This window comes from Pseudomonas sp. TH43, assembly GCF_016650635.1.
Classification (GTDB): Bacteria; Pseudomonadota; Gammaproteobacteria; order Pseudomonadales; family Pseudomonadaceae; genus Aquipseudomonas.
In genome coordinates, this window is the sequence record NZ_JAEKFI010000004.1 from 1431570 (window position 1) to 1445355 (window position 13786).

Sequence of the window (13786 nt, forward strand, 5' to 3'; positions counted from 1 at the left end):
ATGTTGCCTGTCAGTCCGCTATCGCTGGCAAGCCAGCTCCCACAGGGATCGGCGTTTTCCTGAGAGTTACATCCAGCCACATTCCGCCATCGACAGCGGCTCGCCGTCACCGATGATGAAGTGATCGAGCACCCGCACGTCAATCAGCTCCAACGCCTTCTGCAAGCGCTTGGTCAGCAATCGATCAGCCTGGCTCGGATCGGTGTTCCCCGATGGATGGTTGTGGCACAGGATCAACGCCGCCGCGTTATTGGCCAAACATCGCTTAACTACCTCGCGGGGATGCACGCTGGTGTTGTCGATCGAGCCACGAAAAAGTATCTCGAAATTCAGGACCTGATGTTTGGAGTCAAGAAACAGACAACCAAACACCTCATGTGGCTCGTGACGCAGCATCGACTTCAGATAGTCGCGAACGACCTGAGGGTTTTCCAGGGCCGGTTTCTGCCGTGATTTCTCAGCCAGATGCCGCCTGTTCATTTCCTGAGCCGCTTGCAGTTGCGCAAACTTCGCCGGCCCGAGACCCAATTGTTTGCTGAATGCGTCCTGATCGGCCTCAAGCAGCAAACGCAGACTGCCAAATTGAGTCAGCAGGTTGCGCGCCAGATCCACAGCACTTAATCCGGGCAATCCGGTACGCAGAAATATGGCCAATAACTCAGCGTCCGAAAGGCTCGCTGCACCGTGTTCCAACAACCTTTCCCGCGGCCGTTCCGCCGCAGGCCAATCGCGAATACTCATACACATTCCTTGTCTGTGGGCGCCGCTGTTCCGTAGCGGTCGCTGTGATATCGTAGCCCATCTTTTTTGCGGGCGGATTCACCCTGGGGAGGGGGTTTCGCCACGTATGTCACCCACGAAATGAAAGGCAGACCTATGCAGCGGCTGTATCGGAAACGCATCGTTCTGGGCGTCGGCGGCGGCATCGCGGCCTACAAGAGCGCCGATCTGGTTCGTCGCCTGATCGATCAGGGCGCCGAAGTGCGCGTGGTCATGACCCACGGCGGCGCCGAATTCATCACCCCGCTGACCATGCAGGCGCTGTCCGGCCACCCGGTTCACCTCGACCTGCTCGACCCGGCTGCCGAAGCAGCAATGGGCCACATCGAGCTGGCGAAGTGGGCCGATCTGGTGCTGATCGCCCCGGCCACCGCCGACTTGATCGCCCGCCTGGCGCAAGGCATCGCCAACGATCTGCTGACCACGCTGGTACTGGCCACCGACGCCATCGTGGCCGTCGCGCCGGCGATGAATCAGGCGATGTGGCGCGACCCGGCGACCCAGGCCAACCTGCAACTCCTGGAAAGCCGTGGCCTGAAGACCTTCGGCCCGGCCTCTGGCAGCCAGGCCTGTGGCGACGTTGGCATGGGCCGCATGATGGAAGCTACCGATCTGGCGCAATGCGCGGCGGACTGCTTCCAGCGTCAGGCACTGACCGGCAAACACGTCGTGATCACTGCAGGCCCGACTCAGGAAAACATCGACCCGGTGCGCTACATCACCAACCACAGCTCCGGAAAAATGGGCTTCGCTCTCGCCGAAGCTGCGGTGGAAGCCGGCGCCCGTGTGACCCTGATCAGCGGCCCGGTGCATCTGCCGACTCCGGATCGTGTCACCCGCATCGATGTAGTCAGCGCCCGCGACATGCTCGCCGCGTGTGAAGCCGCGATCCCCTGCGACGTGTTCATTTCCTCGGCAGCGGTTGCGGACTACCGCCCGGAAGTCGTCGCCCCGCAAAAACTCAAGAAAGATCCTACGAGCGGCGACGGTTTCGTCCTGCAAATGGTGCGTAACCCGGACATCCTGGCCACCATTGCGACCCGTCCCGACCGTCCGTTCAGTGTTGGCTTCGCCGCCGAGACCGAACACCTGCTCGACTACGCTGCGCGCAAGCTGAAGGACAAGAATCTCGATTTGATCGTCGCCAATGACGTCGCCAACCCGAGCATCGGTTTCAACAGCGAAGAAAACGCCTGCAGCGTGATTGACCGTGCGCTGCACGCCACGGTTTTCGCCCAGACCAGCAAGAGCAAGATCGCTCGCCAACTGGTCACTTTTATCGCCGAACGTCTGAACCAGGTTTAATTTACATGCACGCTTTGCAAGCCAAGATCCTCGACCCACGCATCGGCACCGATTTCCCGCTGCCGCAATACGCCACCCCGGGCTCCGCCGGCCTCGACCTGCGCGCCATGCTGGATCAGGACATCGTGATCAAACCGGGTGAAACCGTGCTGATCCCGACCGGTCTGTCGGTTTACATCGGCGACCCGAACCTCGCCGCGCTGATCCTGCCGCGCTCGGGCATGGGCCATAAACACGGCATCGTGCTGGGCAACCTCGTTGGCCTGATCGACTCCGATTACCAAGGCCCTCTGATGGTGTCGTGCTGGAACCGTGGCCAATCCGATTTCACCATGACCGTCGGCGAACGTCTGGCGCAACTGGTGCTGGTACCGGTGGTGCAGGCGCACTTCGAAATGGTTGAAGAGTTCGTCGAAACCGAACGTGGCACCGGCGGGTTTGGCCACACCGGCACCAAATAACCCATGTAGGAGCTGCCGCAGGCTGCGATCTTTTGATCTTGATCTTAAAAAACAAAGTCAAAAGATCGCAGCCTGCGGCAGCTCCTACAGGAGAGAAATTTGTGCGATTCGTGCGGCAGGTTTTAACACCGTAAATCAAGGTTTTGCCGGCCGAAAGCCACGCCAGCCGAGGCGTCATGGCCCTTTCACACCACGAACTCTCTGTGGAAAACGCCGTCATACCCTTCAGTTTGAGCCTGCCGTCGAACGATTCGTCGGTCTGTCCCGCCACTTTCGAGATGGAGCATTTCCGTAGATGAGCACCCCAGCCAAGATCGCCCCGACGCTGCCCGACAGCATTTTCCGCGCCTATGACATTCGCGGCACTGTGCCGGAATTCCTCAATGCCGAAACCGCTTACTGGATCGGCCGCGCCATCGGTTCGCAGAGCCTGGCGCAAGGCGAGCCGAATGTGTCCGTCGGTCGTGACGGTCGCTTGTCCGGCCCGGAGCTGGTCGCAGAATTGATTCGCGGTATCGCCGAAAGCGGCTGCCACGTCAGCGACGTTGGCTTGGTGCCAACGCCGGCGCTGTATTACGCCGCCAACGTGCTGGCCGGCAAATCCGGGGTAATGCTCACCGGTAGCCACAACCCGTCGAACTACAACGGTTTCAAGATCGTCATCGCCGGCGACACCCTCGCCAACGAACAGATCCAGGCCCTGCACGAGCGCCTTAAGACCAACAACTTGAGCAGCGGCACCGGCAGCGTTACCCAAGTCGAGATCCTCGACCGCTACAACACCGAAATCGTCCAGGACATCAAACTGGCCCGGCGCATGAAGGTCGTGGTCGACTGCGGCAACGGCGCGGCCGGGGTGATCGCTCCGCAACTGATCGAAGCGCTGAACTGCGAAGTCATCCCGCTGTTCTGCGAAGTCGACGGCAATTTCCCCAACCATCACCCGGACCCGGGCAAGCCTGAGAACCTCGTCGACCTGATCGCCAAGGTCAAGGAAACCAACGCCGACATCGGTCTGGCGTTCGACGGCGACGGCGACCGCGTCGGCGTGGTAACCAACACTGGCAGCATCGTCTACCCGGATCGCCTGCTGATGCTGTTCGCCCGTGACGTGGTGGCGCGCAACCCGGACGCGGAAATCATCTTCGACGTCAAATGCACCCGTCGCCTGGTACCGCTGATCAAGGAATATGGCGGTCGGCCGCTAATGTGGAAGACTGGTCATTCGTTGATCAAAAAGAAAATGAAACAATCCGGCGCGCTATTGGCCGGTGAAATGAGCGGGCACATCTTCTTCAAGGAGCGCTGGTTCGGTTTCGACGACGGTATCTATAGCGCCGCCCGGCTGCTGGAGATCCTCAGCAAGGAAAAATCCACGGCGGAGGAGCTGTTTGCGACCTTCCCGAACGATATTTCTACGCCGGAAATCAATATCCATGTGACCGAAGAGAGCAAATTCAGCATCATTGATGCACTGCACGACGCACAGTGGGGCGCAGGCGCTGACCTGACCACCATCGACGGCGTGCGAGTCGACTACGCCAAAGGCTGGGGCCTGGTGCGCGCGTCCAACACCACGCCGGTGCTGGTGCTGCGCTTCGAGGCCGATGACGAGGCTGAATTGCAGCGCATCAAGGATGTGTTCCACGCCCAACTGAAACGCGTTGCACCTGATCTCCAACTACCGTTTTGATCCACCCGGAGCCCTGAATGACCCTCGAACGCGAAGCCGCCGCCCATACCGCCCAGGTCCTGTCCGAAGCGTTGCCTTACATCCGACGTTATGTCGGCAAGACCCTGGTGATCAAATACGGCGGCAACGCGATGGAAAGCGAGGAGCTGAAAACCGGCTTTGCGCGCGACATCGTGCTGATGAAAGCCGTGGGCATCAACCCGGTGGTGGTTCACGGTGGCGGCCCGCAGATCGGTGATCTGCTCAAGCGCCTGTCGATCGAAAGCCACTTCGTCGACGGCATGCGCGTCACCGACGCCGCGACCATGGACGTGGTGGAAATGGTCCTGGGCGGTCAGGTCAACAAAAGCATCGTCAACCTGATCAACCGTCACGGCGGTAGCGCCATCGGCCTGACCGGTAAAGACGCCGGGCTGATCCGCGCGAAGAAGCTCACTGTCACCCGTCAGACGCCGGAGATGACTCAGCCGGAAATCATCGACATCGGTCAGGTCGGCGAAGTGGTCGGGATCAACACCGAACTGCTCAACCTGCTGGTCAAAGGCAACTTCATCCCGGTGATTGCGCCGATTGGCGTGGGTGAGAACGGCGAGTCGTACAACATCAACGCCGACCTGGTCGCCGGTAAAGTTGCCGAAGCGCTGAAAGCCGAGAAGTTGATGCTGCTGACCAACATCGCCGGCCTGATGGACAAGTCGGGCACCGTATTGACCGGCCTGAGCACCCAGCAGGTCGACGATCTGATCGCCGACGGCACCATCTACGGCGGCATGCTGCCGAAGATCCGTTGCGCGCTCGAAGCGGTTCAGGGCGGCGTGGGCAGCTCGCTGATCATCGACGGTCGTGTGCCGAATGCGATCCTGCTGGAAATCTTCACTGATACCGGTGTGGGCACGCTGATCAGCAATCGCAAGCGTCCTTGATCGGTAATCGCTGAAAAGCAAAAGATCGCAGCCTGCGGCAGCTCCTACAGAAACGTCGTTTTGTACGAAGTCCCTGTAGGAGCTGACGAAGTCTGCGATCTTTTTTGTGCGCGCAAGAAACGTCCGACATAACTCAGCGAAACGTCCGACATCACCTCAGAACAAATCTCCCTAGGATCTTCCCTTCATCCAGCGGAGATTTACTCATGCAAAAAAACCTCGTTCCTTACGGCAGTGACATTTCAGCAGGTACCTACGCTTGCGTGGACTGCGGCCGAGAGTATTCAGGCCCATCGCAATCATCGATGCCGCCCTGCCCTGACTTCACCCCCGCCTCGCACCCGCTCAAAGGCTGGAAAGTGCTCAGCGGCCAAGGTGATGCGCCCCAGGATCCGTACCCGGACAGCAACGAAAAATAACCCCGGAGCGCCTGAGCCATGCAGATCTCGTTCACGATCGACGCCGACGCTTTCGAGCAGGAACAAAAGGAACCGGTCAAGAAGACCTTGCGTATTGGCGACGCCGAAATCGCCCACGCCCTGCAGCGTATCGCCAAGGCCAGCCTGACGGAATACCTGAAAATGCTGGTCGAGGGCGGCATGCCCAGCCGGGCCGACGAGGCCAAGCAGGATCGCCTGTTGTATCTGATTCAAAGTTACTTCGGGCAAACCCTGCCGACCGAATCGCAGATATCGACGATCTTCCAACTGACCCAAAGCCAAAGCAAAACCTTGCTGAAGAACACGGTTTCACGCTTTCGCAATCAACTCGACGACATCCTGCAACACAGCATGCGCGCGGTCGTCGAGTCTGCGGAACATGCGAAGGATGTCTATCTGGTGGTGATCAGTTCAGACGTGATTCGCGATGAGCTGAACATGCTCATCACGCAAAACCAGCCGACCTTCAAACCCATCACCAAGCGCAAGGGCAGCGCCGGGCAATTCGAGATCAGCGAAGACTCCCACGACTTGCTCTGCACGACGCTGGGGCTCAATGCCGTTCAGTGACATCGTCGCGGTCAGTGGCTTGCTGCTGACCCTGACCACGTTCATGTTCAATCTGGCGTGGCCGAAGCTCAATGAGGCGTTAGCGCTGGATGAACACCTGTCGGGGCCGCTGAACAGAAAACGCAGCAGGGACAAGGTTCGAGGGGCTGTTTACGGGCGAGCGTTGCCGCTGACATGCGCGTTTGTAGCGCTGTTTTACGTCAACTTGCCGGCTGCGGTGGGGATTATTCGCAGCAGCACGCTGGATCTGTGGGATTTTGATGTGGATCGCACGCTGTACGTGATGGTCGTACTGGCGTTGCTGGCGTTTGCGCTGATCAATGCGGGATTGACCGTGAAACTGCTCAGAAAATGGCGAAAACTGCGTTAAACCGAAACCCCTGTAGGAGCTGCCGAAGGCTGCGATCTTTTGATCTGGTTTTTATAAGCCAAAGTCAAAACATCGCAGCCTGCGGCAGCTCCTACAGAATGATGTCGTATCAGACGCCGAATTGAGCGCGGTACGCTTCCACGGCCGGCAAATGCTGCTTGAGCTGTGGATCGTCCGCGAGGAATTCCAGCACCTGATTCAGCGAAACAATGCTGATCACCGGAATGCCGAAATCACGCTCGACTTCCTGGATAGCCGACAACTCACCGTTGCCGCGCTCCTGACGGTTCAGCGCGATCAGCACACCGGCGGCCTTCGCGCCATCCTGGGACGCGATGATCTGCATCACTTCGCGGATGGCGGTGCCAGCGGTGATTACGTCGTCGATGATCAGTACATCACCGGTCAGTGGCGCGCCGACCAGGCTGCCGCCTTCGCCGTGTGCCTTGGCTTCTTTACGGTTGAAGCACCACGGCAGGTCACGGTCGTGGTGCTCGGCCAATGCCACGGCGGTGGTTGCCGCCAACGGGATGCCTTTGTAGGCCGGGCCGAACAGGACGTCGAAGGGAATGCCGCTTTCGGCGATGGCTGCGGCGTAGAAACGCCCCAGCTGCGCCAGGGCCGAGCCCGAGTTGAACAGGCCGGCATTGAAGAAGTAGGGACTGGTGCGCCCGGACTTCAGGGTGAACTCACCGAAGCGCAAAACGCCGCGATCGATGGCAAAACGAATGAAATCGCGCTGATACGCTTGCATGAAAAAAACCCCAAATACCACGGATTTAGCTAATTAGCTTGACGCCGTGTATCATACACGCACGCGATTTTTGGGGCCATTTATGCGGATCATCAGTGTGAACGTCAATGGTATTCAGGCGGCAGTCGAGCGCGGTTTGCTCAGTTGGCTGCAAGCTCAGAATGCCGACGTCATCTGCCTGCAGGACACCCGTGCCTCCGCCTTTGAACTGGATGACCCAGCCTTCCAACTGGATGGCTACTTCCTTTATGCCTGCGATGCTGAAGTCCCTGCCCAAGGTGGCGTGGCTTTGTATTCGCGGTTGCAACCGAAGGCTGTCATCAGCGGTCTCGGTTTCGAGACGGCCGACCGCTACGGGCGCTACCTGCAAGCAGATTTCGACAAAGTCAGTATTGCCACCTTGCTGCTCCCTTCGGGGATGAACGGCGATGAGGACTTGAATCAGAAGTTCAAGCTCATGGACGACTTCGGCAAGTATCTGGACAAACAGCGGCGTAAACGTCGCGAGTACATTTATTGTGGCTCGCTGTACGTCGCGCAGCAGAAGCTCGACATCAAGAACTGGCGCGACAGCCAGCAATCCCCGGGCTTCCTGGCGCCAGAACGCGCCTGGATGGACGAGATTGTCGGCAACATGGGTTATGTCGATGCCCTGCGCGAAGTCAGCCGTGAAGGCGATCAGTACAGCTGGTGGCCGGACAACGAACAGGCCGAGATGCTCAATCTCGGCTGGCGTTTCGACTACCAGATCCTGACGCCGGGTCTGCGCCGCTTTGTGCGCAGCGCACGCCTGCCACGTCAGCCACGGTTCTCGCAGCACGCACCGCTGATCGTCGACTACGACTGGACGCTGACCATCTAAGCGTCGATTCGTAGACATAAAAAATGCCCGTATCGCGAGATACGGGCATTTTTTTCGGTCAAAGGATTGTCTGGCTGGCAATGTCTCTCGGGGCGCGGGTGAGGATGTCTGGCTTTTCACCGATCACCACCGTGTCATCAATGCGGAATCCCCCGAGCCCCCACTGAAAAATCCCCGGCTCAGCCGAATACACTTCACCACTCATCAGCGCACGCGTGTTGAACGCCATGTCGTGGGGAAATTCATGGCCGATCAGGCCAAGACCATGCCCCGTGCGATGAATGATCAGATCGGCAACCCCGTGCCGCTCGAAAACCCCTTGGGCCGCTGCGTCGATAGCGCATACCGGATTGCCGGTTACCGCCGCTTCGCACGCGGCTTCATTGGCCTCCCGCGCCGCGGCGTACAGTTGGGCCTGTCGAGGCGAAGGTTTGCCACAAAACCACGTCCGTTCGTTCTCGATGATCAAGCCGTTGATACGCGGGATGATGATATTGACCAGGCCATGGCCCTTTTCAATCCGCGCACCGCATTGCCGGCCATCACCGTGGGGCGCGCAACTCGCCGGGCCGGACAGGGTGAAAAACTCGATGCATTGCACATCCTCACCGGGGAAACGATTGGCCGCCTCTTCGACAAACAGCGCCGCCATGCTCATGTCCAGCTCCTGAACCAGGCGTCCGGGACGGATATTTTCCCGGTAGCGATCCTGCAACCAATCGGTCAGCGCGCAGGCTTCGCGCATCAGTTGGATCTCCTCCGCATGCTTGACCAGTCGCAACGCGCGGCACGCTTCAGTGGCACTTTCCAGCATCAGTGACGGCAGCAGAGTGCCGGCGCGGGCCAGCGGTGCCGTGATCGCATCAACACCAATGCGCGAGCGATGCAGGCCAGCATCCTGCAAAGACTGCGCAACCCACTCACTCCACTGAGTGACCAAGGGCAGACGATTTTGCACCCGCGGATGCTCGGCGTAAAAACGCGCATCCTCGACCCATAGGTGCCCTGCTTCCCTGGTGAATCGCCAATGGTGGGTCGAGAGTTCATGGGCGATCACGAACGGCGCGCCGTTTCTCGGTACGACGCACAGAATCGGTCGCTCCCACGTCTCGACATCGGTATTGAAGTTGGTCGCAAACTGGAAAAAATCGCCCTGGGTAAAGACCAGCGCATCAAAACCTTCGCGATCCATCAGCGCGTACATGAGTTGCAGGCGATAGTCGCGCACAGCGTGTCCGAGGTGTGCCATTGGCTGGCTCCGTGTCGTTGAAGTGCGGACAGTGTTCAACGAGGGCGTTGCAGGCGTCGCGCCGATTCTTGCTCAATTGCCGGTACTTTCTTGCTCAGGAGTTTTGCCGGGACTGACGAAAATCCGTCGGACTGATGCCATAGGCTTTACGAAAGACTCTGGCGAAATGGCTGGAGTCGGCAAATCCACTTTCCAGGGCAACTTCCAAAACAGTCTTGCCGGAGATTTCCAAAGCGTTGCGCGCCCTTTGCAGGCGGACGGCAAGTACGCGAGCGTGAGGCGAAGTACCGAAAGCGCGTTTGAATTCGCGGGCGAAATGGAATTCGCTCATCGCTGCGATCGCCGCCAACCGGGCGATGCAGAGTTTCTCGCAGGGGTGACGCTCAATGTAGCGCAGGGCATCCATCAGGCCTTGGCTGGCAACCATGGGCTGCGCACTCGAAAGCTCATAACTGTTCAATAAATGAGCAATCAACACCTGAACGCTCAGATCCGCCTGCTCACGGGCGCCCTGACGGTTGTCACCGATGGACAGTGCCAACTGCCGGGCAAGCAAGTGAACCACTCGGTCGTTTTGATACAGCGGCTGATGCGTTCCGCGAAATCCCGCGAAGCTCAGTCCCTGATCCTGCGCGGCAGCGGTCAACGCCTGCATGGGCAAGTGCACATGGAGGATGTCGAAAGCGCTATGAGTGTTCCAGCTCGCGGATTGGCTGGGTTGTAGCAATCGCACCTGACCACTGTGAATCGGGCCGTCCCACACCTGCTGGCCGCCAACAGCGGCACGCGACTGCATAGGCGCAAGCATCACGCTGAGCAAAACATGCTCGCGTGGTTCCGTGCGCTCAAAACGATAACTGTCTGTGGAAAAGCGCTGCCAGCGGAACACCGCAGCGCCGGTCGATTGCAGACCAGTGAGGGCAGCGGCGGGTTTCATCCGCCACTCCTCGGTTTGCTGCTCGATAGAAAACGCGAAGGGCTGAGACATTGCGCACTCCGCCCGTCAGGCCCGCGAACCTACTTGATCAACCGCCAGGTAAACGGATACCGGTACGGATAACCTTCGTTGGCCTTGACCCCGGCAATGATCGTCAACACCAGTGCGCCAATGGCCACAATGCCGATCATGAAGAAACCAACGATCAGCACCATCAGCAGGAAGCAGACCAATGAGGCAATCGCCACGGTGATCTGAAAATTCAGCGCCTCTTTGCCTTGGGCATCGATAAACGGATCCTTTTCACGCTTCATCTGCCAGAGGATCAACGGCCCGATCAAATTGCCGAACGGAATCCAGACTCCCAGCAAGGCCGACAAGTGACAAAACATCGCCCATTGACGAACCTCCTGGCTCGGCTTGGGCAGTAGCTCTTGCTGGTCACTCATCGCATTCTCCTTGCGGTTATCAATGTGCTCAGTCAGCCAGTGCGGCGTTCTGCAATTGGAAGATCTCGTTCATGCCTTTCTTGGCCAGTTCCAGCATGGCGTTGAGGTCTTCCGGCTGGAACGGCGCGCCTTCAGCGGTGCCCTGCACTTCGATGAAACCACCGGTGCTGGTCATCACCACGTTGAGGTCGGTCTCGGCGGCGGAGTCTTCCAGATAATCCAGATCCAGTACCGGCTCACCCTGATACATGCCGACCGATACCGCGCCGATCATCTGCTTGAGCGGGTCGCCGCCTTTCAGGCCGCCGCGCTTCTTGATCACTTTCAGCGCATCGACCAGTGCAACCATGGCGCCAGTGATGGACGCCGTGCGGGTGCCGCCGTCAGCCTGGATCACGTCGCAGTCGACGTACAGGGTGACGTCGCCCAGCTTGGACATGTCCAGCGCCGCGCGCAGGGAGCGGCCGATCAGACGCTGGATTTCCAGCGTGCGGCCGCCCTGCTTGCCACGGCTCGCTTCACGCTGGTTACGCTCGCCAGTGGCGCGCGGCAGCATGCCGTACTCGGCGGTCAACCAACCCTGGCCCTGACCCTTGAGGAAACGCGGCACGCCGTTTTCGACGCTGACGGTGCAGATGACTTTGGTATCACCGAATTCGACCAGCACCGATCCTTCGGCGTGTTTGGTGTAGTTGCGGGTAATGCGGATCGAGCGGAGCTGATCGGCAGCGCGACCACTTGGACGTTTCATAGGAGATACCTGTACTGAGGACGGAAAACTGCCGAGCATTATAGAGCGCTGCACTGCGACTGGGCACTTGTTAAAAATTCGGGCCGACGATCGAAGGCCTTGAAACACGCATTACCGACGGGCTGCAGCCCTTTGTCACACCGTGTGTTTGGGCGCATTCGCCGCACTGCGCTACAATCCTGCGCCTTTGCTGCCAGTCGGCTTAAATTCATTCATATCGCGCCTGCGGAACCCAAGTTTCGCGCCGATCTGCATTGCGAGGTACCACCATGGTGCACAGCATGACTGCCTTCGCCCGCGTCGAGAAAGCCGGCGCACAGGGCACCCTGAGCTGGGAACTGCGCTCGGTCAACAGCCGCTATCTGGAGCCGCATCTGCGCCTGCCGGAGTCCTTTCGCGATCTCGAAGGCGCTGTGCGCGAAGCGCTGCGTCAGGGGCTGTCGCGGGGCAAACTGGAATGCACCCTGCGTTTCACTGAAGAAAGCACCGGCAAACCCCTGCAAGTCGATCGCGAGCGCGCCGCGCAACTGGTCGCTGCTGCCGAAACCATCGCCGGCCTGATCAAAAACCCGGCAGCGCTGAATCCACTGGAAGTGCTGGCCTGGCCCGGCGTACTGGTCGCCGATGCCAGCGACCCGCAAGCACTGAATGCCGACGCGCTGGCCCTGTTCAATCAGGGCCTGAAAGAGTTGAAGGCCGGCCGCGAGCGCGAAGGCGCGGAGCTGGCACGCCTGATCAATGAGCGCCTGACGTCCATCGAAGAAGACGTCGTGACCTTGCGTGAACTGGTGCCGCAAATGCTCGCCACCCAGCGCCAGAAAGTCCTCGACCGCTTTGCCGACATGAAGGCCGAGCTGGATCCGCAGCGTCTGGAACAGGAAATGGTCATCCTCGCGCAAAAGAGCGACGTGGCTGAAGAACTGGATCGCCTGAGCACTCACATCATCGAAGTTCGCCGGGTGCTCAAGTCCGGCGGTGCAGCCGGGCGTCGCCTGGACTTCCTGATGCAGGAGCTCAACCGCGAAGCCAACACACTGGGCTCCAAGGCCTTCGACCCGCGCAGCACCCAGGCGGCGGTCAACCTCAAGGTGTTGATCGAGCAGATGCGCGAACAAGTGCAGAATATTGAGTAAGGCAACAGACATGACCCACAGCACCGGCACCCTGTACATCATTTCCGCCCCTTCGGGCGCAGGCAAGAGCAGCCTGGTCAAGGCTTTGACCGACGCCAACCCGGAGATCCGCGTGTCGGTCTCCCACACCACGCGGGCCATGCGTCCGGGTGAAGAAAACGGCGTGAACTATCACTTTGTCGAGCGCAACGAGTTCGTGAAGATGATCGAGCACGGCGATTTCCTTGAGCGTGCTGAAGTCTTCGGTAACCTCTACGGCACTTCGCAGAGCCACTTGCAACAGACCCTAGACGAAGGCCATGACCTGATTCTGGAAATCGACTGGCAAGGCGCCGAGCAGGTACGCAAGCTGATGCCGCAGGCGCGTTCGATCTTCATCCTGCCGCCATCGCTGCAAGCGCTGCACCAGCGCCTGACCAACCGTGGCCAGGACAGCGACGAAATCATTGATGGCCGGATGCGTGAAGCGGTCAGCGAGATGAGCCACTACGTCGACTACGACTACCTGATCATCAACGACGATTTCGCCCATGCGCTGGACGATCTGAAGGCGATTTTCCGTGCCAATCAGCTCATTCAGAAGCGTCAGCAACAGCTTCATGGCAAATTGCTGGCCGAATTGCTCGGTTAATCAGCACTTCCCAAAATGCCTGCAAGCGCTTTACATTGGCACTTGCAGCGCGTTGAAGGGCTTGGTCAAAAAATCAGCGCTTCCCTAATCGCTGGTGATTTTTTAAACTGTTGAGTCCGCTCGCCCAACCGGGCAGCGCGCATATTGCATTCGCTCCGAGGAATACCATGGCCCGCGTAACCGTTGAAGACTGCCTGAACCACGTGGAAAACCGTTTTGAGCTGGTCATGCTCTCTACCAAACGTGCCCGTCAACTGGCCACCGGCGGCAAAGAGCCACTGGTTCAGTGGGAAAACGACAAGCCTACCGTTGTAGCGCTGCGTGAAATCGCTGAAGGCCTGATGAGCTACGAGTTCATCGCCAACGCTGAAATCGTCGAAGACGAACCGCTGTTCGCAGCGTTCGAGGACGAGTCCAACGAGGCCGTCTAAGCCTATGCCTGGTCGACGTAGCACGGCGCGGGATCACAGCCTACGGC

15 protein-coding genes and 1 pseudogene are annotated in these 13786 nt (G+C 59.2%); 10 read left to right on the top strand and 6 right to left on the bottom strand.

Annotation, left to right across the window (positions count from 1 at the left end; translation table 11 throughout):
- Window positions 1–66: 66 nt before the first annotated feature.
- Window positions 67–741 carry a DNA repair protein RadC gene (radC, locus tag JFT81_RS22945; RefSeq protein WP_201147456.1) on the bottom strand — a complete coding sequence of 225 codons (675 nt, stop codon included), beginning with the start codon at window positions 739–741 and terminating at the stop codon, window positions 67–69.
- Window positions 742–876: 135 nt separating this feature from the next.
- Here radC and coaBC point away from each other — a divergent pair, with 135 nt between their 5' ends.
- The 6 genes and pseudogenes from coaBC (at window position 877) to JFT81_RS22975 (ending at window position 6542) form a co-directional block, all read left to right on the top strand.
- The gene (gene coaBC, locus JFT81_RS22950; RefSeq protein WP_201229267.1) at window positions 877–2085 is read left to right on the top strand and encodes a bifunctional phosphopantothenoylcysteine decarboxylase/phosphopantothenate--cysteine ligase CoaBC; all 1209 of its coding nucleotides are present in this window, start codon (window positions 877–879) and stop codon (window positions 2083–2085) included.
- A 5-nt stretch (window positions 2086–2090) separates the two neighbouring features.
- A complete protein-coding gene (gene dut, locus JFT81_RS22955) occupies window positions 2091–2546 on the top strand; it encodes a dUTP diphosphatase (protein WP_034152055.1) in 456 nt (151 codons plus the stop codon).
- 289 nt (window positions 2547–2835) lie between these two features.
- Window positions 2836–4239 (top strand): annotated as a pseudogene (locus tag JFT81_RS22960) (phosphomannomutase/phosphoglucomutase); the annotation flags it as partial.
- Window positions 4240–4256: 17 nt separating this feature from the next.
- Window positions 4257–5162, top strand: coding sequence for an acetylglutamate kinase (gene argB, locus JFT81_RS22965; RefSeq protein WP_003229488.1), 906 nt, complete (start codon window positions 4257–4259; stop codon window positions 5160–5162).
- Between the two features lie 437 nt (window positions 5163–5599).
- The gene (locus tag JFT81_RS22970) at window positions 5600–6172 is read left to right on the top strand and encodes a hypothetical protein (protein WP_201229269.1); all 573 of its coding nucleotides are present in this window, start codon (window positions 5600–5602) and stop codon (window positions 6170–6172) included.
- Entirely contained in the window at window positions 6159–6542 is a 384-nt protein-coding gene (locus tag JFT81_RS22975; protein ID WP_201229271.1) for a hypothetical protein, read from the top strand. Before JFT81_RS22970 ends, JFT81_RS22975 begins: the two co-directional genes overlap by 14 nt.
- A 109-nt stretch (window positions 6543–6651) precedes the next feature.
- On the opposite strand, the gene pyrE is transcribed toward JFT81_RS22975, so the two are convergent.
- Entirely contained in the window at window positions 6652–7296 is a 645-nt protein-coding gene (pyrE, locus tag JFT81_RS22980; RefSeq protein ID WP_008078597.1) for an orotate phosphoribosyltransferase, read from the bottom strand.
- An 82-nt stretch (window positions 7297–7378) separates the two neighbouring features.
- Here pyrE and JFT81_RS22985 point away from each other — a divergent pair, with 82 nt between their 5' ends.
- Entirely contained in the window at window positions 7379–8158 is a 780-nt protein-coding gene (locus JFT81_RS22985; protein WP_007920349.1) for an exodeoxyribonuclease III, read from the top strand.
- Window positions 8159–8216: 58 nt separating this feature from the next.
- On the opposite strand, the gene JFT81_RS22990 is transcribed toward JFT81_RS22985, so the two are convergent.
- The 4 genes from JFT81_RS22990 to rph form a co-directional block, all read right to left on the bottom strand.
- The gene (locus JFT81_RS22990) at window positions 8217–9407 is read right to left on the bottom strand and encodes a Xaa-Pro peptidase family protein (protein WP_201229273.1); all 1191 of its coding nucleotides are present in this window, start codon (window positions 9405–9407) and stop codon (window positions 8217–8219) included.
- Window positions 9408–9501: 94 nt separating this feature from the next.
- The gene (locus JFT81_RS22995) at window positions 9502–10395 is read right to left on the bottom strand and encodes an AraC family transcriptional regulator (RefSeq protein ID WP_201229274.1); all 894 of its coding nucleotides are present in this window, start codon (window positions 10393–10395) and stop codon (window positions 9502–9504) included.
- A gap of 29 nt (window positions 10396–10424) precedes the next feature.
- On the bottom strand, window positions 10425–10793 hold the full coding sequence (locus tag JFT81_RS23000; RefSeq protein ID WP_201229275.1) for a DUF4870 domain-containing protein: 369 nt from the start codon (window positions 10791–10793) through the stop codon (window positions 10425–10427).
- A gap of 28 nt (window positions 10794–10821) precedes the next feature.
- Window positions 10822–11544: a ribonuclease PH gene (gene rph, locus JFT81_RS23005; RefSeq protein ID WP_201229276.1), complete on the bottom strand. Its 723-nt coding sequence runs from the start codon at window positions 11542–11544 to the stop codon at window positions 10822–10824.
- 269 nt (window positions 11545–11813) lie between these two features.
- Between rph and JFT81_RS23010 the strand changes: the two genes are divergently transcribed.
- The 3 genes from JFT81_RS23010 to rpoZ all read left to right on the top strand — a co-directional run bounded on the left by JFT81_RS23010 (window position 11814) and on the right by rpoZ (window position 13739).
- Entirely contained in the window at window positions 11814–12677 is an 864-nt protein-coding gene (locus tag JFT81_RS23010) for a YicC/YloC family endoribonuclease (protein ID WP_201229277.1), read from the top strand.
- Between the two features lie 10 nt (window positions 12678–12687).
- Window positions 12688–13308 carry a guanylate kinase gene (gene gmk, locus JFT81_RS23015; protein WP_201229278.1) on the top strand — a complete coding sequence of 207 codons (621 nt, stop codon included), beginning with the start codon at window positions 12688–12690 and terminating at the stop codon, window positions 13306–13308.
- Between the two features lie 167 nt (window positions 13309–13475).
- Window positions 13476–13739 (top strand): DNA-directed RNA polymerase subunit omega, encoded by a 264-nt coding sequence (gene rpoZ, locus JFT81_RS23020; RefSeq protein ID WP_007894670.1) that lies wholly within the window; start codon window positions 13476–13478, stop codon window positions 13737–13739.
- Window positions 13740–13786 lie beyond the last annotated feature (47 nt).

Excerpts from the sequence above, each read along its gene's own strand:
- argB (WP_003229488.1), top strand. The coding sequence starts at position 4,257 with ATGACCCTCGAACGCGAAGCCGCCGCCCATACCGCCCAGGTCCTGTCC.
- rph (WP_201229276.1), bottom strand. The coding sequence starts at position 11,544 with ATGAAACGTCCAAGTGGTCGCGCTGCCGATCAGCTCCGCTCGATCCGC.
- dut (WP_034152055.1), top strand. The coding sequence starts at position 2,091 with ATGCACGCTTTGCAAGCCAAGATCCTCGACCCACGCATCGGCACCGAT.
- gmk (WP_201229278.1), top strand. The coding sequence starts at position 12,688 with ATGACCCACAGCACCGGCACCCTGTACATCATTTCCGCCCCTTCGGGC.
- radC (WP_201147456.1), bottom strand. The coding sequence starts at position 741 with ATGAGTATTCGCGATTGGCCTGCGGCGGAACGGCCGCGGGAAAGGTTG.
- rpoZ (WP_007894670.1), top strand. The coding sequence starts at position 13,476 with ATGGCCCGCGTAACCGTTGAAGACTGCCTGAACCACGTGGAAAACCGT.
- JFT81_RS23010 (WP_201229277.1), top strand. The coding sequence starts at position 11,814 with ATGGTGCACAGCATGACTGCCTTCGCCCGCGTCGAGAAAGCCGGCGCA.
- coaBC (WP_201229267.1), top strand. The coding sequence starts at position 877 with ATGCAGCGGCTGTATCGGAAACGCATCGTTCTGGGCGTCGGCGGCGGC.
- JFT81_RS23000 (WP_201229275.1), bottom strand. The coding sequence starts at position 10,793 with ATGAGTGACCAGCAAGAGCTACTGCCCAAGCCGAGCCAGGAGGTTCGT.
- JFT81_RS22990 (WP_201229273.1), bottom strand. The coding sequence starts at position 9,407 with ATGGCACACCTCGGACACGCTGTGCGCGACTATCGCCTGCAACTCATG.
- JFT81_RS22985 (WP_007920349.1), top strand. The coding sequence starts at position 7,379 with ATGCGGATCATCAGTGTGAACGTCAATGGTATTCAGGCGGCAGTCGAG.
- pyrE (WP_008078597.1), bottom strand. The coding sequence starts at position 7,296 with ATGCAAGCGTATCAGCGCGATTTCATTCGTTTTGCCATCGATCGCGGC.
- JFT81_RS22970 (WP_201229269.1), top strand. The coding sequence starts at position 5,600 with ATGCAGATCTCGTTCACGATCGACGCCGACGCTTTCGAGCAGGAACAA.
- JFT81_RS22995 (WP_201229274.1), bottom strand. The coding sequence starts at position 10,395 with ATGTCTCAGCCCTTCGCGTTTTCTATCGAGCAGCAAACCGAGGAGTGG.
- JFT81_RS22975 (WP_201229271.1), top strand. The coding sequence starts at position 6,159 with ATGCCGTTCAGTGACATCGTCGCGGTCAGTGGCTTGCTGCTGACCCTG.